At 44.3% G+C, this 23,627-nt stretch carries 13 protein-coding genes; all 13 read right to left on the bottom strand.

Annotated elements, in window-relative coordinates; genetic code table 11:
• The 13 genes from uup to GVO62_RS09905 all read right to left on the bottom strand — a co-directional run bounded on the left by uup (position 1) and on the right by GVO62_RS09905 (position 23,549).
• Positions 1–1,941 carry an ATP-binding cassette ATPase Uup gene (gene uup / locus GVO62_RS09965; RefSeq protein ID WP_159118970.1) on the bottom strand — a complete coding sequence of 647 codons (1,941 nt, stop codon included), beginning with the start codon at positions 1,939–1,941 and terminating at the stop codon, positions 1–3.
• Positions 1,938–2,171: a glutaredoxin family protein gene (locus GVO62_RS09960; protein ID WP_159118968.1), complete on the bottom strand. Its 234-nt coding sequence runs from the start codon at positions 2,169–2,171 to the stop codon at positions 1,938–1,940. The genes uup and GVO62_RS09960 overlap by 4 nt, the downstream gene beginning before the upstream one ends.
• Positions 2,168–4,267 (bottom strand): bifunctional 23S rRNA (guanine(2069)-N(7))-methyltransferase RlmK/23S rRNA (guanine(2445)-N(2))-methyltransferase RlmL, encoded by a 2,100-nt coding sequence (rlmKL, locus tag GVO62_RS09955; protein ID WP_159118966.1) that lies wholly within the window; start codon positions 4,265–4,267, stop codon positions 2,168–2,170. The genes GVO62_RS09960 and rlmKL overlap by 4 nt, the downstream gene beginning before the upstream one ends.
• A gap of 73 nt (positions 4,268–4,340) precedes the next feature.
• Positions 4,341–5,348: a quinone-dependent dihydroorotate dehydrogenase gene (gene pyrD / locus GVO62_RS09950; protein ID WP_159118964.1), complete on the bottom strand. Its 1,008-nt coding sequence runs from the start codon at positions 5,346–5,348 to the stop codon at positions 4,341–4,343.
• Between the two features lie 165 nt (positions 5,349–5,513).
• Complete coding sequence (locus GVO62_RS09945; protein WP_159118962.1) at positions 5,514–10,352, bottom strand: NAD-glutamate dehydrogenase; 4,839 nt, start codon at positions 10,350–10,352, stop codon at positions 5,514–5,516.
• Between the two features lie 196 nt (positions 10,353–10,548).
• Positions 10,549–12,867, bottom strand: a complete 2,319-nt coding sequence (locus GVO62_RS09940; RefSeq protein ID WP_159118960.1) for an efflux RND transporter permease subunit — start codon at positions 12,865–12,867, stop codon at positions 10,549–10,551.
• A 15-nt stretch (positions 12,868–12,882) separates the two neighbouring features.
• The gene (locus GVO62_RS09935; protein WP_159118958.1) at positions 12,883–13,929 is read right to left on the bottom strand and encodes a WD40/YVTN/BNR-like repeat-containing protein; all 1,047 of its coding nucleotides are present in this window, start codon (positions 13,927–13,929) and stop codon (positions 12,883–12,885) included.
• A gap of 79 nt (positions 13,930–14,008) precedes the next feature.
• Entirely contained in the window at positions 14,009–15,376 is a 1,368-nt protein-coding gene (locus GVO62_RS09930) for a DUF1329 domain-containing protein (RefSeq protein WP_159118956.1), read from the bottom strand.
• A gap of 11 nt (positions 15,377–15,387) precedes the next feature.
• Positions 15,388–17,448, bottom strand: a complete 2,061-nt coding sequence (locus GVO62_RS09925; protein WP_159118954.1) for a DUF1302 domain-containing protein — start codon at positions 17,446–17,448, stop codon at positions 15,388–15,390.
• A gap of 333 nt (positions 17,449–17,781) precedes the next feature.
• A complete protein-coding gene (locus tag GVO62_RS09920; RefSeq protein WP_105931322.1) occupies positions 17,782–18,024 on the bottom strand; it encodes a DUF2835 family protein in 243 nt (80 codons plus the stop codon).
• Positions 18,011–20,620: an aminopeptidase N gene (gene pepN, locus GVO62_RS09915; protein WP_159118952.1), complete on the bottom strand. Its 2,610-nt coding sequence runs from the start codon at positions 20,618–20,620 to the stop codon at positions 18,011–18,013. Before pepN ends, GVO62_RS09920 begins: the two co-directional genes overlap by 14 nt.
• A 47-nt stretch (positions 20,621–20,667) precedes the next feature.
• Positions 20,668–22,143 (bottom strand): Na+/H+ antiporter NhaC, encoded by a 1,476-nt coding sequence (gene nhaC, locus GVO62_RS09910; protein ID WP_159118950.1) that lies wholly within the window; start codon positions 22,141–22,143, stop codon positions 20,668–20,670.
• A 71-nt stretch (positions 22,144–22,214) separates the two neighbouring features.
• On the bottom strand, positions 22,215–23,549 hold the full coding sequence (locus GVO62_RS09905) for a sodium-dependent transporter (protein ID WP_159118947.1): 1,335 nt from the start codon (positions 23,547–23,549) through the stop codon (positions 22,215–22,217).
• Positions 23,550–23,627: the final 78 nt, after the last annotated feature.

Below are 23,627 nucleotides of genomic sequence, written 5' to 3'. Positions count from 1 at the left end.
TTACTGCTGATTATCTTCCAGCATACTTTCTAGTTCATCCCAGCGCGCATATTTCTGGGAAAGTAATTCTTCTTTATCCGCTAATTCGGCTAGAGCCTTGGCGGTAGTGTCGCTATCTTGTTTGAAGAAATCCGGGTCATTAACCTTTTCCTGCATGGCTTCAAGTTCTTCCTCTAACGTTTCTAATTCTTTGGGAAGAGACTCAAGCTCTCGCTGGTCTTTGTATGATAGCTTTTTCGTCTTACGGGGGGCAGACTTAGCACTAGGACTCCCCGAAGTTGAATTAGTTTCATTCTTTACTTTGGCTTTTTCTTCTTTTTCGATTTGCTGACGCTTTTCCTGTTGGTCTTTATACCAGTTTTCTACGTCAGTGAAACCCCCAATGAACTCTCTAAGCACGCCATGGCCTTCAAAAACCACGCTACTATTTGCTACGTTATCAACAAATTCCCTATCGTGACTCACCAACAGAACAGTGCCGGTATATTCATTGAGCAAGGTTTCCAGCATTTCCAGCGTTTCAACATCAAGATCGTTAGTTGGCTCATCGAGTACCAAAACATTACTCGGCTTTAGCATAAGCTTAGCCAACATCAAACGGTTCTTTTCACCGCCAGATAGGGATTTTACCGGCGCATTTACACGCTCAGGTGTAAAAAGATAGTCTTGCAGATAGCTGATAACGTGGCGCGGGTGGCCGTTAACCATCAGATCTCTTTTCCCATCGCCCACGGCATCGATCACGGTCTGTTCTAAATCCAAGCCATGTCGGTGCTGGTCGAAATACGCAACCTCTAAATTGGTGCCTTGCTTGCAGTTTCCAGCATCAGGCTGTAGCTCACCTAATAGTAACTTGATTAGTGTACTTTTACCGCTACCGTTCGGGCCGATAAGTGCAAGCTTATCACCACGTAGCACATTAAGGTTTAGGCCTTTGACAATAGGCTTACCTTCAATGCTGTAGCTGAGGTCTTTTACCTCAAATACCATCTTGCCTGAACGTGCGCCTTGATGTTGGTTAACCACAGCATTACCCTGCACTGCACGTCTTGCTTTACGCTCCTCACGAAGTTTCTTAAGGGCTCGCACTCGCCCCTCATTGCGTGTACGGCGAGCTTTGATACCCTGACGAATCCAAACTTCTTCTTGCGCTAACTTCTTATCAAACTCAGCGTTTTGAGATGCTTCAATCTCTAAATCTTGTTGTTTTTTCTCTAGGTAAGTTTCGTAATTTCCGGGATAGCTGGTAACAGAGCCTCGGTCAAGGTCAATAATTCGTGTGGCCATTGCGCGTATAAAAGCACGGTCATGGCTGACAAATACAATGGCACCTTGATAATTGCTCAAACTTGATTCAAGCCATCGTATCATTTCAATATCAAGGTGGTTAGTAGGCTCGTCTAAAAGCAGTAGGTCTGGTTGACGAACAAGAGCTCGCGCTAGTGCCGCTTTTCTGCGCCATCCTCCAGATAACGTTGATAGCGAAATCTCTGGTTCTAGCTTGAGCATCGTTAGTGTTTGTTCTATTTGCTGTTCAAACTGCCATGCATCGCGCGCTTCAAGTTGTTCTTGTAAACGTTGAAGCTTATTTAAGTTAGCTTCACTAGGGTCTTCACCGACGATACGGGTTTGATGAAAATAGGCTTTCAGCGTTTCCCCAACGTCAGATAGACCTTCTGCAACGTAATCGAAAAGCGTAACATCTGTGGTCTGCGGAGGATCCTGCTCTAAACGGGCAATAACCGTATTACTCTCAATTATCCGCTGGCCGTCATCAGCAATAATATCGCCAGCGATGACCTTCATTAAGGTAGACTTTCCACTGCCGTTACGGCCAACGAGACACACCCGCTCTTTCGGTTGAACAACAAGTTCGACGCCGTCTAAAAGCGGCGGATTTCCATAAATAACAGTGATGTTTTTTAACTGCAAAATGCTCACTGAAGAAACTCCTCTAAATCGGCTGTGGTGAAAGGCCAACCGATTTCCTTATTATTGTCATGTCGCTTCAGCACCGGAATACGAGCGCCATATAGGTGGTAAAGCTCTGTGCTTTGGCGGATATTAACCTTTTCTATCGTTAAAGATGAAGACATAGACGTGCGCGCTATCTCCAAATCGGCTAAATCACATAAACTGCAATGAGGACCGGTGTAAAAATAAATCTTCACGATGCTAGTATCCAGCACTGATGAATTTTACCTTTACGGGCAAAATCTTCAGGAATAGTTTCATTTGTGATATTTTTCACAGAGAGACCAAGTGCGCTTATTGTCGGTTCATCTAACTTAAAGCCACGCTTATTATTGGAAAAAATAATCGTCCCTTGCGCTTTCAAACACGCCTTGGCATCGCTAAGCATTTTTACGTGATCGCGCTGCACATCCCACGTATTCTGCATGCGCTTTGAATTTGAAAATGATGGTGGGTCGATAAAAATTAAGTCGTATTTGCCTTTATGGCTACTGAGCCACGTTGTGCAGTCTGCCTGAATAAACGCGTGCGGCCCCGTAAGCTTGTTAAGCGCCACGTTTTTCTTTGCCCACTCCAGATAAGTATTTGACATATCAACCGTAGTGACTGATTTAGCGCCACCCATGGCTGCAAATACAGACACGCTTCCTGTGTAAGAAAAAAGGTTTAGTACGTCCTTACCCGCTGACATCGCTTTTACTTTTTGACGAGTATTGCGATGGTCTAAGAAAAGGCCGGTATCTAAATAATCTGTTAGGTTTACTAAGAAACGCGCGCCATTTTCATACACTTCCATCATGTCGCCAGACTGATTAATTTTTTCGTACTGCTTAGTGCCTTTTTGTTGGGCACGGACTTTTAATGCAATCTTTTTGGGCGACACGCCTGTCACTGCGGGTAAATGAAGAAGCACTTCCTGAAGGCGTTTTCGGGCTTTGTCTTCCGATACGGTTTTTGGTGGCGCGTACTCTTGTACTACAAGCCAATCATCATATCGATCTACCGCTACATTATAATCCGGCAGATCGGCATCGTAGATGCGATAACAGTTTGTGTTTGCGCTTTTTATCCAGCCTTTCATACGCTTGAGGTTTTTCTTCAAGCGATTAGCAAATTCGTGATTGCCGGCATCTTCGCTGAACTGCACCGTGTTATCTTCATCTAGCACGTAGTTAGCAAGGCGACATTCTAACTTACCATTATTCATGGCGTAGTCTTTAGTTGCACGAAGTTTTAATACGCGAAGTAAGTCACGATTACTGCTTAGCAGCGAAACGTGCCATCCCTTCCATGCTTCTTTAAAACGCTTGCCCCAATCACTGAAAAGAGGAATAAGCGAGGTAAGTTCACCAAGACGTTCGCCATACGGAGGGTTTGATACTACGTAGCCGGGTGTTGCTACTGGTGGTGATGACTTAGTTGCATCTTGCTGAGAAAATGATATATCACTAAACACGCCGGCAAAATCTGCGTTGGCTTTGGCAATAGCAACCATCTTACGGCTAAAGTCACCGGCGTAAATGCCACCTCCACAGCTTGGTTTTTGAACCGTAATTGCGTTTTCGAGCAAAGCTTCCCAGAGCTTTTCTTCATGGCCTAACCACTTAGTAAAACCCCAATAAGAGCGCCTAATACCTGGTGCGATATTTCGGGCAATATATGCGGCCTCAATGGCGATGGTGCCTGAGCCACACATTAAGTCAACCAATGGCGCACTTGTATTTTCTGTCCAACCACTGCGTATTAGCATTGCACTTGCGATGTGTTCCTTTAGTGGTGCATCACCGGTTTCTTGCCTGTAAGCACGCTGGTGGAGACTGGCTCCAGCCAAGTCAATTCCTAAGATCACGTTATCGCGATGAAGTCTTGCATAAACAGAAATATCAGGCGTTTTGCGTTCAACTGAAGGGCGAGGTAAACCTTGCTCAACAAACGAGTCAACAATCGCATCCTTAACGCGCACTGCGCCAAACTGTGTGTTTTTAATCGCAAAATTGGTGCCGATAAATTGTACAGATAAAGTATGACGTGAATCCATCTGCATTTGCCAATCGATGCCCATCGCAGTGTTGTACAGGGCTTCAGCATCCCCTGCTTTACCAGACGCAAGCACCCAGATTACGCGGTTTGCTAGTCGCGACCACAAGCAAAGTTTATAAGCATCTTCTTTTGACCCTTCAAACTGTATAGTGCCAGGCCCTTGTTTAATTTGTGCATCAGGGCATAGGTTCAGCACTTCTTGCTTTAATAGTTCGTCAAGACCGCGACTGGTCGTAACCAGAATAGTATTCATTCAATTACCTGTTTGGGGTGTGCATGCTTTTTTACAATTGAGCATGCACACAAGAGATTATTTTTCAGATGTATTATAACGCGTTTACGATGCGTTTAACGAGGTTCGGACCTTGATAAATAAAAGCCGAATAGATTTGAACGAGAGATGCGCCAGCATTGAGCCTTTCTTTGGCCGTCGTAGGTGAATCTATTCCGCCTACACCAATTATTGGAATCGCGCGGTCAAGTGCTTTGCTCAACTTGCGCGTAACTTCAAGACTCATGTCAGTCATGACCGAACCACTCAAACCACCCATTTCGTCCGCATATTTCAGCCCAGCAACAGCATCCCGAGAAAGTGTTGTATTTGTCGCAATTACGCCGTCCATTTTACTGTTTAAAAGAGATGCCGCAATGCTGTCGATTTCAACATCACTTAAATCAGGCGCGATTTTAATAAATAGCGGTACGTATTTTCCGTGAGTTTGCGTCAGCGTTTCTTGTGCTGCTTTGAGACCTACCAATAATTTATCAAGAGCTTCACCGTATTGAAGGTTTCTAAGACCTGGCGTGTTTGGCGAAGAAATATTTATAGTCACATAGCTGGCGTAAGGGTATACCTTATTGAAGCATGTTAGATAGTCGTCGAGGGCGTTAGCTTCTTCAGTATCTTTGTTTTTACCAATATTAATCCCAATAGGCCCTTTAAACTGCGCCTTTTTCACCTGTTCAACGAGATGATCAACGCCTTTGTTATTAAAGCCCATGCGATTGATAATGGCGTGCTTTTCAGGAATTCGAAACAAGCGAGGTTTAGGATTTCCAGGTTGAGGGCGCGGCGTAACCGTACCAATTTCAACAAAACCAAATCCCATACTGGCAAAAGCATCGATGCAGTCGCCGTTTTTATCAAGTCCTGCTGCAAGTCCCACTGGATTATCGAAGGTCATTCCAGCGACGGTCACTGGTTTTTTGATTGTGGGAGTGCTGTACATCCATTTCAGCGGTGTGTGTTGTGTCTTGTTTAACCAGTTAATGGTGAAATCGTGACTTTTTTCAGGTTCGCACTGAAGTAAGAATTTTTGCACTAAAGATTGCATGGCTAATTTTAACGCTCGCTTATTAAGGGTCTGTTGATCGCTAACATTGATAGGTTTGCGTTAAGAATGTTGATCCTAACACTGGAACTAAATTATACAGCAACGATCACTCGGCCAATAAAAAGCCCTGATAAACAGGGCTTAAATTATTAAGGTGCGTGTATTCTAATGGTTAGACTTCACGCTTAAAAGCATCAATTCACGTAAAGCGACAGAAAATTTAGCAAATTCGTGAGTTGTACTCGTCTTAAACTCTGACATCATGTGATACCAACGCTTGAGCAGTACCTGATTACTTTCAATCCATTCATCTAAAATTTGGTCAGCATTACTGATATCTTCACGTGATGCCAGCAGATTCGCGGCAATTGAACGCTGCTGCCAATCTAACTCCTCACGGTAAGATGCACGTGCAAGTGCTTGCCAGTGGTTGCTTACCGCTTGATTGTTAATTTGATCTAAGAACCAATGCAGCTCTAAACGAGAACCTAATTGATAATAAAGCTTAGCAACAACATCGGTATCGTGTTTGTCCGCTTCTACAATCTGCGCCAAATCGAAGCTTGAGAACATGTTTGAGAAGCTTGCCACTTGATACGCGATGTCTTGCGGGACACCTTTATCAATGTATTTTTGAGTCGCTGCTTCAAGCTGCACATATTCACTTTCAACAAGGTAGTGTTGTAGGTTTTTCGACAGAGTATCAAACGTTCCGCGGTAGCTAGCGATGGCTTCCTCTATGCTCTGCGCTTTGTTACCGTGGCGTATATACCAGCGTGCAGCGCGGCGCATGATTCTACGGGCTTCATCTAGCATCTTAAGCTGCAACTTCGCAGGGATAATATTATCGAGCTCTTCAATGCGAGCCCACAGCGTTTTCATATTGAAAATACCGTGCACAATCGCGTAGGCATCTGCGATTTCGCTAACACTTGCGCCTGTCTCTTCCTGCATTCTGAAAACAAAATTAAGGCCCATATCATTAACCATGTTATTGGTTAACTTAGTGGCAATAATTTCGCTTCGAAGTGGATGCTGCTGCATGTGCGTAGCAAACTTTTCGCGAAGGATTGATGGGAACGCTTCTACAAGTAACTTTCCGTGATAAGGGTTATCAGTAATTTCAGGAATATTAAGCGCGTCTTTCAACACCATCTTACCGTAGGCGATGAGTACGCTTAGCTCTGGACGAGTCAACCCTTGATCTGAAGCCACGCGATCTGAAATTTCATCATCGCTTGGGATAAATTCCAGTTCACGATTTAGTTGCCCTTCTCGCTCAAGACCGTGAATAAAGCGCAGCTGCTCTTTGAGTTGTTTAACACCAGCAAGCTCCGTGATAGAGATTGATTGAGTTTGACGATAGCAGTCCTCGAGTACAATGCGACTTACATCGTCGGTCATATCGTAAAGTAATTTATTACGTTGCTTGAGTGTTAATTCACCGTCGTTCACTAGGCTGTTAAGTAAGATTTTGATATTTACTTCATTATCCGAACAGTCCACACCACCCACGTTATCAATAAAGTCAGTGTTAACCCGGCCGCCATTGGATGCATATTCAATTCGTCCCAGTTGCGTTAAGCCTAAGTTACCGCCCTCGCCCACAATTTTGGCTTGAACGTCACGACCATTAACTCGTAAGTCATCGTTAGCACGGTCCCCAACATCTGAGTGAGATTCTTTTTTGCTCTTAATATACGTACCGATACCGCCATTCCAAAGAAGATCGACAGGCATTTTCAATATATTATGAATAAGCTCGTTTGGTGTCATCGTTAGCTGACGGGTACCCAACCACTTCTTCATTTCAGGCGTAAGCTTAATTGACTTAGACGCGCGGCTAAATACACCACCGCCTTTTGAGATGAGCTTACTGTCGTAGTCTTCCCAGCTAAGGCTTGGATTTTCAAACAGGCGCTGACGCTCTTTATAGCTCGCTGCTGCATCAGGGCTAGGGTCAAAGAAAATATGCAAATGGTTAAATGCCGCGATTAACCGCGTGTGCTCTGAAAGCAACATACCGTTACCGAATACGTCACCTGCCATGTCACCTACACCTACACATGTAAAATCTGTGGATTGACAGTCGATGCCAATTTCTCTGAAGTGACGCTTGACAGATTCCCAACCGCCGCGAGCGGTTATGCCCATTTTTTTATGGTCGTAACCTATACTTCCGCCAGATGCAAATGCATCGCCTAGCCAAAAACCAAATTCTTCTGCAATACCGTTGGCAATGTCAGAGAAGGTTGCAGTGCCTTTATCTGCAGCTACAACCAAGTACGGGTCGTCATCATCAAGGCGAACCACATCTTTAGGCGGTACTATCTCGCCATTGACAATGTTATCGGTAATATCAAGTAAACTAGTAATGAAAATTCGGTAACAGGCTTGACCTTCTGCCTGAATAGCTGCACGTCCTTCGCCTACCGGTAAGTTTTTACAAACAAATCCACCTTTTGCGCCAACCGGAACGATAACCGTATTTTTAACCTGCTGCGCCTTAACTAGCCCTAGTACTTCCGTTCTAAAGTCTTCCTGGCGGTCCGACCAACGCAAACCACCGCGTGCAACTTTACCGCCTCGTAAATGCACACCTTCTACTCGTGGGCTGTAGACGAATATTTCGAACTTCGGCAGCGGAAGCGGCATCTCAGGAATAAGCTCCGGCAGCATTTTAAACGAAACATAAGACTTTTCGTTGCCAGCGTCATCGGGTTGATAGAAGTTAGTGCGCAAGGTCGCTGACATCATGTCAAGATAACGGCGGATAATACGGTCATCATCCAAGTTGCTTACATTATCCAACTGCGCCTTGATATCTTCTAGCAGCGCTTCTTCCTTCTTCACGTTACGCTTTTTCTTAGGGTTGAAGCGAAGGTCAAAGAAATCAACCAGTAGACGGGCGATATTTGGATAGTTTGATAGCGTGTTTGCGATGTAATCTCGGCTGAACGAACTGCCTGTCTGACGCATGTATTTTGCATAGGCACGCAATATTGTAACTTTTCGGCCTGTCATGTTTGCGCCAAGAATTAGGCGGTTGAAAGCGTCATCCTCTAGTGTCTTGGTCCACACTTTAGCGAAGGCGTCTTGGAACAACAGTTGAGCCTTCTCCATGTCGAAATGCTGGCCGCTTTTGTGAAGCATGGTGAAGTCCATCACCCAGTTACGCTCACCCTCTGAACACGTTATTTTATAGGGGCTTTCATCGATTACGCGTAACCCAAAATTCTCCAGCATGGGCAGTACGTCAGACAAATGGATAGGTTCAGCTCGATGGAAAAGTTTAAGCTTAACCACTTGGCTGTCAGCGTCTTCTTCTTGAGGGCGGTAGAACAGCATGTCGAGGGTGTGATTGTCGTCAAGCATCTCTAACTTGCCGATATCGACAAGCGCTGCCGACGGGAGGTTGTGCTCCATATAGCTTCGAGAAAACGCGTTATTGTATTTACGCTCAAGCGCTTTGCCCGATGCCTCACCGTGCGCAGCAGAAATTGAAGACGCTAGTCTGTCGTTCCACGTTTTGGTCAACTCAATTATATTTTGCTCTATTTCCTTCACATCGAATTCCGCGTTGTTATCGTTGACTCTTGCAATGTAGTGCGTGCGTGCATACACAGACTCTGAGAAAAATGTCGTGAACTCTACTTCTTCCGCCGCACCGAGTGATGCCTTTAAAAGCGCTTGCGTCTCTTTTCTTAACTGGGTGTTATAGCGCTCTCTTGGCACAAACACCATGCATGAGAAAAAGCGCCCAAAGATATCTTTACGGATGAACAAGCGAGAGATACCTCTTTCTTGCATTTGAAAGATACCCATGACGATTTGCGCTAGCTCTTCAGCAGGGGTCTGAAGCAGCTCGTCACGAGGATAGGTTTCTATGATGTTTGCGAACGCTTTGTAAGCATGCGTGCCAGGCTCAAAACCTGATAGTTCACAAATACGTTTAATCTTCTCTCGTAAAATCGGAAGTTGAGTTACGCTGTTATTGTAAAACGATGCTGAATATAAGCCTAAGAAGCGATGTTCACCTACAACCTGCCCGTCTTTATTAAATACCTTCACGCCGACATAATCCATATAGGCTGGACGATGCACACGAGCACGAGAATTAGTCTTCGTTAATATTAGGGGATTTTTGCTTAATGCTTCGGCTCTTGCAGAAGCAGGTAAACGAGACAACAAGCGCTCGCGGTCGTTAATCGAGTTTTTCAACAAACCCAGGCTCGTGTCGTTTTGAGGTATCCATCTATGGTCACCTTCAATCGCTTTGACGTCATAGTAACGGTAACCCATCATGGTGAAGTTATGATCGCCCAGCCACTCAAGATAAGCTTTTGTTTGGTTTTTCGCTTCTGCCGATACCGGCCAATTAAATTTAGCGTTATTTTTAATAACATCCTGCAAGGTGTTGGTCATCCCCTGCCAGTCTTGTACCGCTAACGACACCTCATCGACAACTGAATGAAGCTCTTTGGTTAACGCATCAATATCCTTTTTTGATGTCTGTGTATCAATTTCTATGAAAATAACCGTTTCTTTTTTAGCGCCTTCTATAGTTTTTCCAGGCTCAACAAATGCCTGCACTTTATTCGTGCTGTCTCTCTTGATACCAATAGGGCTGTGGAGAAACAAGTGCGCAGTAATGTTTAATCTGTTAAGCAACATGCGCACTGAGTCAACCAAAAACGGCATGTCAGAGACGATAATCTCGACGATAGTGTGGCTTGAATGCCAACCGTGTTTCGCTATTTCTGGATTGAAAACGCGTATATAGGGCGCATTATTGTCAAATTTTGCTAGACCATTCCATAAGCTGAGTGTTGCACCATAAAGGTCGCTGTCGTTTCGGTTTTCTAAGTCATCGCTAGAAATATTTTTATACAACAGACGTCCGAATTGCTGCACAAGAGACTTCTGCTTGGTATCTACTTTCTTGTCGATAAGTGCAAATACGTTGTCTAGCAGTACTGAGTGTCGCTGTGAGGTGACTGTCATTTGTTAACCTTTTTTGAATGTCGTAATACCAATCCAACTTGGTATAAGTGTCGAGTACCAAACTATTTTCTCTAATAAATGACGCTAATGAAAGCCCATTTTTAACCTTATATTAACAGCATAGATAACTATGCAGAAAACACCCAAAAAAAAGGGCCAAAAGGCCCTTTTTTATGCGTAGCTATGCAAAAATATTTTATGCACCAGGGTCGTTTTTATTCCACCACAAGAATCGTGCAAGCGCAGGCAGTACAATTATTGCACCAAGCATGTTCACAACGAACATGAATGTCAGCAATATTCCCATGTCCATTTGGAACTTCAGAGAAGAGAACACCCACGTGCTCACGCCAATTGCTAGCGTTATGCCAGTAAACAACACTGCGCTGCCACGCTCTTTCAGGGCTGCAAAATAGGCCTCTTGAACGGTCGCGCCTTTTTTCAGCATTAGGCTCTTGGTAGAGAGAATATAAATACCATAGTCAACGCCAATACCCACGCCAAGTGCGATTACCGGTAACGTAGATACGGTGAGACCTATTTGCAGGTATGTCATTAGCGCTTGGGCCAAGACCGAAACCACGTAAAGTGGAATAACGACAACCAGCGTAGCGCGAATAGAGCGGAAGCTGATAAGACACAGCGCGATAACCGCGCCGAATACGTATAGCATCATTGGGTCTTGAGCTGCGCTTACTGCTTCATTCGTCGCTGCCATTACGCCTACTGGGCCAGACGCCAGACTAAATTTCATGTCATCAGTCTGATACTCGTCGCGATAGGCTTTCACCGCATCAACCACGCGAGAAATGGTTTCTGCCTTGTGATCTTCCATAAACAAAATGATGGGCATCACCGAACAGTCACCGTTCAACAAACCCGATGAGGTAGGTACGCGAGAAATAGCTTGCACTAACGTTTGTTGGTTGCGCGGAAGTACTTGCCACTTCACATTCCCTTCGTTGTATCCAGCGTTTACAATTTTTGCAACAGAGGCAAGAGACACGGCTGACTGTACGCCCTGCACGTTCTCCATTTTCCACTGAAAATCATCCATAGCTTTCATTACGCTGTGTGATGTACACGCTTCCGGAGTGGTCTCTACCAGTATGGAAATATAATCGACCGTTACTTCGTACTTGTCTGTAATAAGGAACGTGTCTTGGTTGTAGCGCGATGTCTCATGTAGCGCAGGTGCACCAGCATGAAGATCGCCTATTTTCATATTTTGGGCCTGGAAGTGACCGAAAACAAATAGAATAGCTGTTACGGCAAGAATAATCGCTGCTGGCTTCTTGCGTGAACAGGCTGCAATAACTTCCCAAAATCGAGAATTTGCATTTTCCTTGCCTGCAAATTTTTCTACATACTTCTCGTCAAGCTTCAAGAAGCTCATTAGCACAGGGAGAAGTAACAAGTTAGTCAGGATTATTACAGCTACACCCATACTTGCTGTAATAGCAAGTTCTCTGATGATACCGATATCGATAACAAGCAGCGTCATGAAGCCTACCGTGTCAGAAAGCAATGCAATACCACCAGGTACTAACAAATTCCTGAAGGCCGCCATAGATGCGCGCTTAGCGCCGATGCCGGTGACAGCCTGCTTTTCAACTGCATTGATCATTTGCACGCCGTGGCTCACACCAATGGCAAATACAAGAAATGGCACAAGAATCGACATGGGATCCATACCAAAACCAATAGAAGTTAGAAGGCCTAACTGCCAGACAACCGCAATTATTGAGCAAACTAAAGGAAGCAATGTCAGCATAATGCTGCGCGAGAAGAAATACACCATTACTGCCGTAATAGCGATAGCAATGGCGAAGAACAGTAGAACGTCTTTTGCACCATTTGCCACGTCCCCTATCATTTTCGCGAAGCCGATGATATGGATAGACGTATTTTCATTTTCGTATTGGCCACGAAGCTGCTCTTCGAGCTCTGCAGCTAATGCAAGCGTATCTAGGGGCTCGCCAGTCTGAGGGTCAATATCCAATAGTTGAGCCGTTACCATTGCACAGCTGTAATCGCTAGATACTTGTCTACCAACAATGTTGGCTTTTTCTACGTTGGCAGCAACAAGTTCCAATGCTTCAGGATTTGATGAATTGAAGTCAGCCGGAATCACCGGGCCGCCGGCAAATCCGCCCTCAACGATTTCTGTAAAGCGAGTAGAAGGTGAAAACAACGAAATGACCAGCGAACGATTTACACCATTTATAAAGAAAAGCTGATCGTGAACATTCTTGAGCGTATCAAAAAAGTTCTGATTGTAAATATTATCGTTTTTATCACACACAGAAACTAAAATATTGTTTGCACCACCAAAGTCCTGACGGTGCTCAATATAGGTTTTCATGTACTCATGATTTAACGGGATGTTTTTTTCGAATCCTGCGTCTAAACGCATGTGAGAAGCTTGGTAGCCAAGAAAAACCGTAGCAATGGCAAATAAGGCCACCACTATTTTGCGGTTACCAAACACTAATTTTTCTAGAAAATGGGTCATTGTTATTATACTGCCCTATTTTAAATTCAACGTTTTAACGCCATTCGCGGTAACAGCAATTGTTTCGCCGTTAAATTGCGTTGCGTTTAGAAGCGCTGCTTTATCTTTAATTTGAGAAGCAACAATTCCTTCATCCGCTACACAATCGGAAGGGTTAGCATAAGGGTCACGCATACTGGTTGGTAGCGGGCGCTGTGCAGTTATCATCATGCCATTATTTCCTAGGGCATATACTGTCGAACCAGAACCTACTAAGATAGAATTGAGCGTACTGTTAGAGCATGTTTGCACATACTCCCACTCGCCAGCATTTCGATTAACGAAAATGTTTCCGCGCAAACCTACCGCTAACACCGTATTCTCATCTAACGGTTTGATATCAAAAAATGACCCCGTGTAATCAACATAATAGCGCTCCCATGATTCTCCCATGTTAGTGCTTTTTGCTAATAAGCCTGCCTCGCCCGCCATGTATAACGTGTTTCCATCAAGCGTGACGCGATTTAAATGTGGAAGAATTGACTCTAATTCCTGCTGATAAAAGGCCTCGTCTTCCTTTCGAATATCTTCTAGGTACTCTTGGTCCATAGGATCCAACAGACTAGCATGCCTCTCAGCATTCCAAGACTTTCCGCCATCTTGCGTACGATAAAATAAGCCATAAGCACCGGTTGCAATGCCATGCTGTTCATCAAAAAACAAAACATCTAAAAATGGACGCTGTAGTTCTGGCTGATAATTTTGAATCTCCCACGTTTCGCCCTTATCTGCAGAATGCAGAATAACGGCGTCGTGACCAACTGCCCAAACGTGATTTCCCACAACGGTAGTGGCCGTGAGCGTTGAATGTGTAGGTACGTTTTTCTGACTAAACGTGTTGCCATCTTCTGACACTAATATATGACCGCGTTCACCGACAATAACGACAAATGAATCAGCGTCTATGTCCAAAAGAACAGATTGCTCTACCAATGGTGCCATGAATGCTTCTTCGGCGAATGCAGTGGTTGAATAATTTACTGCGAATGTGGCGGCAATGCACGCTGCAATGGTTTTTTTCATAATTAACCATTCCCCCTATTTATAATTGTCTGCATACAAAAACGGTTGGCAATTGCCAACCGTTTGTTGTGTAAGGCGATTAGCGCATACCTTCTCGTCGTAACGCTTGAGGCGTGAATTCCACGTCTCGAGGGCGTACGGTGAAGTCGTACATTTCCTCTTCGTTATCAAGGCCTATTGCCAAGTAACGACGAGAGTTCAAATCGTAATACGCATCAAGCGTTGACCACTGTGTTGGAACTTCGTAGTAGTTCACACCATAAGCTACACCAACACGGTAAAGTTCGCCACGATTATCATACATATCAGCAACTTGAATTTGCCAGCTGTCTTCATCTATGAAGAAAACACGTTTTTGATAAATATGACGGAAACCTTCTTTAAGCGTTGCTTCGACTACCCAAACACGGTGCTTCTCCCAGCGTGTGAGATCTGGATTAACGTGGTTAGGCGTCAGAATGCTCTCGTAAGAGGCATTGTCTGAATGAAGTGCGTAATTGTTGTAAGCAACGAACATTTCTTGCTTGCCAACCAATTTCCAGTCATAGCGGTTTGGAGAACCGTTGAACATATCGAAGTCATCGGTAGTTCTTAAGCCGTCAGCCGCAGTTCCTGGCGTATCGTATGCAATGTTAGGAGCTAAACGAACACGACGTTGTCCCGTGTTGTATGTCCATGCTTTACGAGGCTCTTTAACTTGGTCAACGGTTTCATGTACAAGCAGCGCAGTACCAGCAAGACGCGCAGGCTTAGTTACCTTTTGCTTAAACATAAACAAAATGTTGTCTTCTGTTAGCTTCTCAGGCGTCGCGCTTTCTTCGGCATACTTGATTAGCAACTGCTCATCAAAACCAATGACGTTGTAATCACCGCCGGTAGTAACTGCAGCCTGACCACCATTACGTTGTACCGCTTCGCCACGATAACGAAGAATATGGTTCCAGATTGCCTCTAATCCGTTCTGTGGAACAGGAAACGGAACACCTAACACAGCACCTTTGATACCATTACCGTCGTCAAGTAACTCTGCTCTGGTAGCATTTACTTTAGTCGCATCGTAAATGGATTGAGGGTTAGACGCAGAGCGTCGAGTTTGGTACACCGGCATACGGAATGTGTCTGGATAAGTTTCAAATAGCTTCTTCTGACCCTCAGACAAGTACTCAGCATACTCTTTATAATTTTGTGCCGTTATTTCAAAAAGCACTTTGTCATCTGGATACGGATCTTGGTGATGATCTCCAACTGTGTATCCGGCTGGTGCAGACGTTATACCACCAGTCCAAGCTGGGATACTGCCATCAGCATTACCTGCTTTTACAGCACCCAGTGGTGTTAGTTCATTACCCAGTTTATTTGCTTCTGCTTCAGACACTTTTGCTAATGCGCTTGTACCTGATAATGCAAGTGACAATGCAGCAGCGACAATTCCTATTTTTCTAATCATAAATACCACTCTTAGATTGCATATTTGATGTTAAATGAAACGAAGTCTCTGTCTGAAAGTGCGTTGGTTGTACCAATACCCCCCCAGAAAGCGCTGTATGACGCAGTTGCAGACCATTTACTTAGATAATCAAATGTAAAAGATACAGCAGCAGACTTAACATCTTCAGTGAAAAGGAAAAGTGGATCTGGTGTTGTACCATCCACATCGTGAGAGAACGTTGCACGAACTCGTAAGTTCATACCAGCATAGATTGAGTTGTAATCGGCAACGGCCAGTAAACGATAACCCCATGCATCATCAGTGGCGAACGGGTTAGTTTCAGGACCGTCTGAAAGAGCATTCAACAAGCCTTCACGAGAATTACCATTAAGCGGCTCAACCGAAGGAGTTCGTGCGGTACCTGGCGCGTTCAAGCGGATTACGTCCGGATCAGGCATATCAACGATATTTACGTAGCCCACTTCGCCTAAGAAGACAAAGTTATCCGCACCAAATTTGGGGCCGAACACATGAGAAGCAGTAAACTGCATTTGCCATGTGTCAGAGAATAGGAAGCCTTCAGCAGTCTCGCCTGGACCAACTGCTCTGCCAATGTTGTTTAGCTGTGAAATACCTTCCAAATCTGGGCGTAAACCTGCATTAGCAAGCTGCTCCGGCATACCCATATATAGCAACTCAACGTCATCGATTTGAAGTGGTTCATCGACTCGGTAAGCGAATTCACCTGCAAGGGCTGTAGTGCCGATGTTAGTGTTAAAGCTCATACCATATAGTTTTATATCTTCAGGAAAGAAAAACTCAGATTTGGTGAATGCTCTTAAGTCAGTGATATTGTCTCGCGTGACCTCGTTTGCCGCAATAAATGCCAAGTCTGCACCTATGCCCGCCTGAGTAAAGTCAGATGTTACGCCTGATATAAGTGGACGTTGGCTGTGGTAATTGATGTGATAAAAACTAAATTCAGTTTCATTAAAATCTTCGGCAAACCATGTCAAACGAAGACCGTATTGCCCTTGGTCGTCAGCATCATTGCGAACTTCATCACTAAAACCACGTATAGCTACCTTGGTTGGGTAAGCTAGGTATGCTTGTGAAAGCGCTGCCGCATCAGCGCCTGAACGAAGTGCATCGCCGAAGCCATTAAGCGCAGACAAGAGGTGATCAAGGTCGATGTCTGGATTACCACTAAAGCCAAGCTGAATATTGTTGCGTTGTCCGCCTTCGCCTGCGAAGTCGTTAGTTGCAAAGTAACTACCAGCAACAGGTAACCAGCTTTCTTGCCACTCGTATTGGTAGTAACCAGATACACTTAACGTGTCAGAAAGGCCGAGAGACGCGTAAACCATACCAACAGGTAGAAATACTTCGCGTAATTCAGCACCTGGTGCACGTGCGCGGGTAACGTCAACTGGATTAGTGGTGTTGATACCGTGTTGGATAAACGTACTTTCACCCCAACTGATAACCTGACGACCAACGCGAAGTGTAAGTGGCTTGTCGCCAATCCACCAGTCACCGTAGAAGAATGCATCGTATAAACGGACGTCGGTACACAGAAGGTCTTCAGCCTCAGGGTCTTGACATAGGTCGTATTGATTGCCCGTTATTGGATTTGAATAAGGACGGTCGCCATCCATTTGCTCGAAGTCATAGAACCAAAAACCTCGGGCGAAGAAACCATAATCACCGAAGTTTACATCTAACTCGTGCGTGCCAGAAACTTGAGTTGCGAAGGCATCTCCTGGATCGTGAGCAAGGTTGCCAAGGTCACCATTTGTTGAATACGCGCCATCTGCTAATCCCCAGACATCGCCGCTTGGATATAGAGGATTAAAAGCCGCATGGTAACCGCTCCAGTCAAATTGAGGATGGTTACTGTTACCAATAAGGTCGTAATCTCTTGCCTCTGTTCGAATGCTTGTAGCTAACGTAAATGTTGAATCTAAAGATATACTTACATCACCTACTTGCCAATTGGCAGCGTGAGCTGGTACTGCAGCAGCACCTAGCAGTGAGAGAACTCCCGCTGCTACCGGTGATATCTTAAAAGCGCTAGGCCCGTTTTTCATATTTTTATACTCCCAAGTCGATGTGACTTAATACGTGACATCATGACCAACCATAACGATTAACAAAATCATTACATCATTTTGCCATAACCGCAAGAACTAATCCTACCAGTTAACAAAATTTACAACATTAATCGTATCAAATAGTTATTGCTTTATTGTGAGTATAAAAGGCATTTATAAACTTGCAGAAAAATTGTACGAATTTTTGGGGGGAAATCGTTTTTTAGGATTTTTTAAGGGCTTTGGACATACTAAAGTCCCCTTTCGTGCTGTTGAGATGTGTAAAAGGTAATGAGTTAAGGTAATAGATTTTATTCAAATATAAAGGCTCTATGAGAGCCTTTCAAAAGACTTAATTTTTTTGTTAGCGTCGACGACCATCCTAAAACGACCTTTGATGCCATCAGAGGTAACAAACTGTCTGAGACGATTAGTAGGCACTTGAACGCTCAGACCAGATTCACTCACCATAACAACATCTGGCATAGTAGGAATGTAAAGCACCTCACATTGTTTGTAAGGTGCGTTTATAGAAAAATAAAAAACCGAGTCAGTCGGGCTAGTGCTTGTCATAAGCAAGGCTTTTACTTACTTTTTCGAAGACATCTTTGCTCAGCCCTTTATGATTTAATAAACGACCGAGTTGTTGTTTCATTTGTTGTTGATGCTCAATAGCAAAACCTTGCCATTGAGTTAAAGGCGTTACTATGCGAGCTGCAACTTGAGGGTTGACCGCATCAAGTTTGAGCAAGTAATCGGTCACAAATTTATATCCGCTACCATCTAATGAGTGAAACTTTTCACTATTGTAGAAAGCAAAACTTCCAATAACGGAGCGAACGCGATTCGGATTACTCATTGCAAACTGTGGGTGCTCACACAACATAGTAATAGTGGCGAATATATCGTCACGGTTTTGCGTAGCGTGGAGCGCGAACCATTTATCCAATACAAGCGGATCGTGATTCCAGGTTTCTTCAAATTGAGCCATCAGGCTATCGAAAGTTACTGAACTGCAGTGCTGCGCACTTCTAAGTGCCCCTAGCGTGTCGGTCATGTTATCTGCGCTATCAAACTGCGCTATTACCATGCCTTCGTGTTGAGGTAACCTTGCTAGGTGTGCAAGTACGACATTTTTACAGCGGCGTCTGTTTATCGCGTCCTGCGTGTAACTATAAGCACTCAGTTCAATATTATTGAACACGTTCAATAATTCTTGCTCTAACGAACGAGCATATTGGTCACAGAACGCTTTTCTTGCCTTTGAAAGTGCAGCCACATTGATATTGCTTCTGCTTTGGCACAATGTCTCAAATGAGGGAATAACTAAACATTCACCTAGCAGTTCAAGATTATCTTGTTCTTGGGCAATAGCTTGCTTAATACCGTTCCAGATATCGTTGCTGATTTCAGCACCCGGCGACGCTTCTAATTGCTTAATACAACGATCGTAAAGCGTTTGCATTGCGTCCCAACGATTAAACGGGTCTTTTGAATGTTTAAAAATGGTAAGCAGAGCGTCTGTCTCCAGTGGGTTCTCTACTCTCGCTGGCGCTGAAAAGTTTCCTAATACTACAGGTGTCAGATCAGCACTTTGAGCATCTACTGTAAAACGCACGGAGGCATCTTTTAAAACAATCATGCCGTTTTGAATGAGCGATTCGTTGTCGGTGTAAGTATTACCCTGTTTATCTATAATCTCGATATTAACCGGAATATACAGCGGTTGCTTCTCGCTTTGGTCAGACGTTGCTGGCGTATGCTGAGAGAGCGTGAAAGTATGCTTAAACGTGCCGTTTTCAGCAGACTCAGTGCTATGCTCAACGGTAATTATCGGCGTGCCAGATTGGCTATACCAGCGTGAAAACTGGGTTAAATCCAAGTCCGTTGCTGATTGCATTGCCGATATAAAATCGTCACACGTGACTGCCTGACCGTCATGCCGTCTAAAATATTCATCCATACCTCGCCTGAAGCCTTCTGGCCCTAGCAACGTATGGAACATACGAATAACTTCTGCCCCTTTGTCATAAACCGTTACTGTGTAGAAGTTATTCATTTCAATCACTTCTTCAGGGCGAATTGGATGGCTCATCGCGCTGGCATCTTCAGCAAACTGGTGCTCTCGCATAACGCGAACATGTTTTATGCGATTGCTTAACGCCGAAGTCATATCTGCGCTAAACTGCTGGTCCCTAAATACCGTCAGCCCTTCTTTAAGGCTTAGCTGGAACCAATCGCGACACGTGACTCGGTTACCCGTCCAGTTGTGAAAATACTCGTGCGCGATAACCGATTCAACATTAAAAAAGTCATCGTCAGTTGCGCTTTTTTGGTCGGCTAGGACAAACTTGCTATTAAAGACATTCAAGCCCTTGTTTTCCATCGCTCCCATATTGAAGAAGTCGACAGCGACTATCATATAAATATCTAAGTCGTACTCTAGACCGAAAATATCTTCGTCCCATTTCATTGCTCGCTTAAGCGATTCTAACGCGAATACGCCCTGAGACTTTTTGCCTTTATCGACATACAACTCTAGCGCAACCTCTTTACCGCTTGTCGTTGTGTAGCTGTCGGTAAGTAAATCGAAATCACCGGCAACCAATGCAAAAAGGTAACAAGGTTTGGGATGCGGGTCATGCCATTTCACGAAATGGGTGTTCTCGCCTACGTCGCCCTTGTCCACTGGATTGCCATTGGCTAAAAGCATCGGCACTGATTTGTCTGCAACTACCGTAACTGTGTAGACCGATAAAACATCGGGGCGGTCCATAAAATAGGTAATTCGACGGAATCCTTCAGCTTCACACTGTGTGCAATAGGCGCCGCCCGATAAATACAAGCCTTCAAGGGCTTTATTTTGCTCAGGGGCAATGGTGTTGGTAATTTCTAAGACAAATTCATCGAGATGAGTGGAAATGCTTAACAACGTATCAGACACTGTGTACTTGTCATCAGATAGAGCATTACCGTTAATGGCAATAGTGTTAAGTGATAAGTTATCGCCATCAAGGATTAAAGGGCTATCGTGATTGCCATTACGTGTGACAGATAATGTACTGATAACCTGAGTTTGCGTTGGATGTAGCGTAATATGTAGGTCAACTGTCGCTATTGAAAAAGCGGGCGGCTGATAATCCGCCCGGCGTTTAGCTTGAACTGACATAGATCCTCCTAAAAGAAAGCCTACGTGGATTTATTTGGAACGTTTGGTTAAACCGTTTCTTTACTGTTAACTTCAACGTGTGGTGGTGTAATACGTAGAATCTTAATACCTAAATACGCGTACACAACAGCAAGGATCGGGTTGATTACGTTAAAGAATGCATAGAATACATAATCAAATGGGTTTACCAATAATACACTGTGCATGTAGGCACCACAGGTGTTCCAAGGAATAAGTGGAGATGTAAGTGTACCGCCGTCTTCAAGACTACGAGAAAGGTTAAGCTGGTCTAACCCTCGCTTTTTAAATTCCTCTTTATACATGCGGCCAGGCATGACGATAGAAATATACTGATCGGCCGTGACTAAGTTCGTACCAAAACAGGTAAGAATGGTTCGGCTTACCATATCACCTGCTGATTTTGCGCCTATTAATATGGCAGAAACGGCGCGCTTTAGTAGCCCAACACGCTCAAGTACTGCACCGAAAGACATCGCACAGATGATAAGCCAAATGGTATTGAGCATAGAAGACATGCCGCCGCGGGATAATAAGCTGTTCAAATTCTCATCAGGCGTAGAGAAACTTACGCCGTCAAATAGCGCCGTCCATACGACTTTTAGGGCACCGATATTTGCAGAGTCATCGCTACTTGCCATAGACGTTACAACGTCCCATTGAAAAACCACAGCCCAGATGCCACCTAACAATGCACCTATGAAAACCGCGGGGAACGCAGGCATTTTTTTGATTGCTAAAGTAAGTAATACAACAAGAGGGATAAGCAGGTGCCAACCTAAATCAAAAGACTCATTGAGTAAAAGCTGCATCTGTTCAATGCGCTCAGCTTTTGCCTCGCCTACTTCACTAAACCCAAGAACGGTAAATAGAATAAGTGCAATTACAAAGCTTGGGATTGTGGTCCATAGCATGTAACGTATATGTTCGAATAAATCGGTTCCTGCAACTGCTGGGGCCAAGTTAGTTGTTTCTGATAATGGTGAAATTTTATCGCCAAAGTAAGCACCAGAGACCACAGCACCTGCAGTAATAGCCGCCGACATCTCCATGCCTGCGGAAACGCCCATTAGTGCTACACCTACCGTCGCTGCCGTGGTCCATGAACTACCAATACTCATTGCCACTACAGCACAGATAAGACATGCAGCTGCATAGAAAAAAGAAGGATTGAGGAGTTCTAAACCAAAGTAGATTAAAGTAGGTACTGTTCCAGCTAACATCCATGTACCAATAAGTGAGCCTACCGCTAATAATATGAGGCACGCACCTAAAGACATAGAGATGCCGTCTACAATCCCTTTTTCAATGGTCTTCCAACTATAGCCGTTTTTCATGCCGATAATGGCGGCTAAACCCATAGCCAGAAGTAACGCAATCTGGTTTGGCCCATATGAAGAATTATCTGCAAACAGATATACCGCGCTTCCCATCATTACCACTAAGGCAACGATAGGAAGTATTGCATCGAGGAGTGACGGCGTTTTTATTTCTTTATTCGTCATTGTCGTTTTTAAAAACCTTATTATTGTCGTTTTTACGCGTAAAGCGTGCTGTTCGCTGTTTTTTGCTCGCTTTAGAATACTGAGCGATAGAACATTAAGGCGATGATTACCGGGCACACGAAGCGCACATACCACGGCCAAATTTTCCAGAAAACGCTGTGTTCCGCAAACTCGTCACCTTCTTTTAGTTCATCGAGTATCGCGTCTCTACGCCAGACCCATCCAGCAAAGATACAAAGCACAAGACCTAAAAGCGGCTGGCTATACTCAGTGGTTAATGCGATAACAAAACCGAACAGAGTTTCAAAGTTCAATATGATAATGCAGCTTAGCGCAAAGATTATTGAAGACATGAGTACAACCGCTTTTTTGCGTTGTAGCCCCTTGCTTTCAACCATGTAAGCGACAGGTACTTCCAGCATTGATATAGAAGAGGTTACTGCAGCTATTGCCATAAGAGCGAAAAACGTGAAAGCAACAAATAACCCTACAGTGCCAATGGTATCGAATAACGCCGGTAGCACCTTGAATATAAGCGTGTCGCCCTGGATTAATGCACCCTCTGGTGTAAAAATCTCAACACCATTGTTTAGTGCAACGTACATGGCCGGAATGATTAGCATACCAGCGATTACCGCAACACCGATATCGACTAGCGCTACAGATGCCCCGATACTTGGTAGGTTTTCATTTTTACTTAAGTATGAGCCGTAAACCAGCATAGTACCTACACCTAACGACATGGAGAAGAATGCTTGTCCCATTGCATTGATCAAAAGGTCTGGGTCCAATACACGGGAAAAATCAGGCACTAGGTAAGCTGACCAACCCTCTACAGCACCTGGCTGCATACTCACATAAACGATTAAGGCAAGGATAAGGATAACTAAGGTGGGCATGAGACGTACTGACCACTTTTCGATACCCGACTTTACGCCGCCAACCACAATAAATGCAGTTAAGCCCATGAATAAAAAGCAGAAAATAACGTTACGCGTAACTGATGATGTAAGCAGCCAGTCACTTACATTGGTCAATCCCACCATACTTACTGCAGCATCGGCAAAATAAACAAGCATCCAACCGCCCACAATCGCATAGAACGCGAGGATGAGCGATACGGTGATGCAGCCCCAAATTCCCGTAAGCCTGCCGGCGAAATTACCCGAGATTTTTCCTAGCGCATCGACCATATTTGAGCGTGTACTGCGGCCTATAATAAGCTCTGCCATAAGTACAGGATAGGCAAGAACAAAAGCAAGTAATAAGTAAACAAGTACAAATGCTGCCCCGCCGTTGCTTGCTACCTTTGTTGGAAAGCCCCAAATATTGCCTAGCCCAACTGCTGAGCCTGCCGCTGCTAGCACGAACCCAATTCGAGAGGAAAATTCGCCTCTGATAGCCATGTTATTTCCCTTTATTATTGTTTTAATAATTTATAGACACAAAAAAAGGGCTGGCCCTAGACCAGCCCTTTTTTCTAA

The organism is Alteromonas sp. KUL150, from assembly GCF_009811475.1.
Taxonomy (GTDB): domain Bacteria; phylum Pseudomonadota; class Gammaproteobacteria; order Enterobacterales; family Alteromonadaceae; genus Alteromonas; species Alteromonas gracilis.
This window is presented reverse-complemented; position numbering and strand designations above follow the sequence as displayed.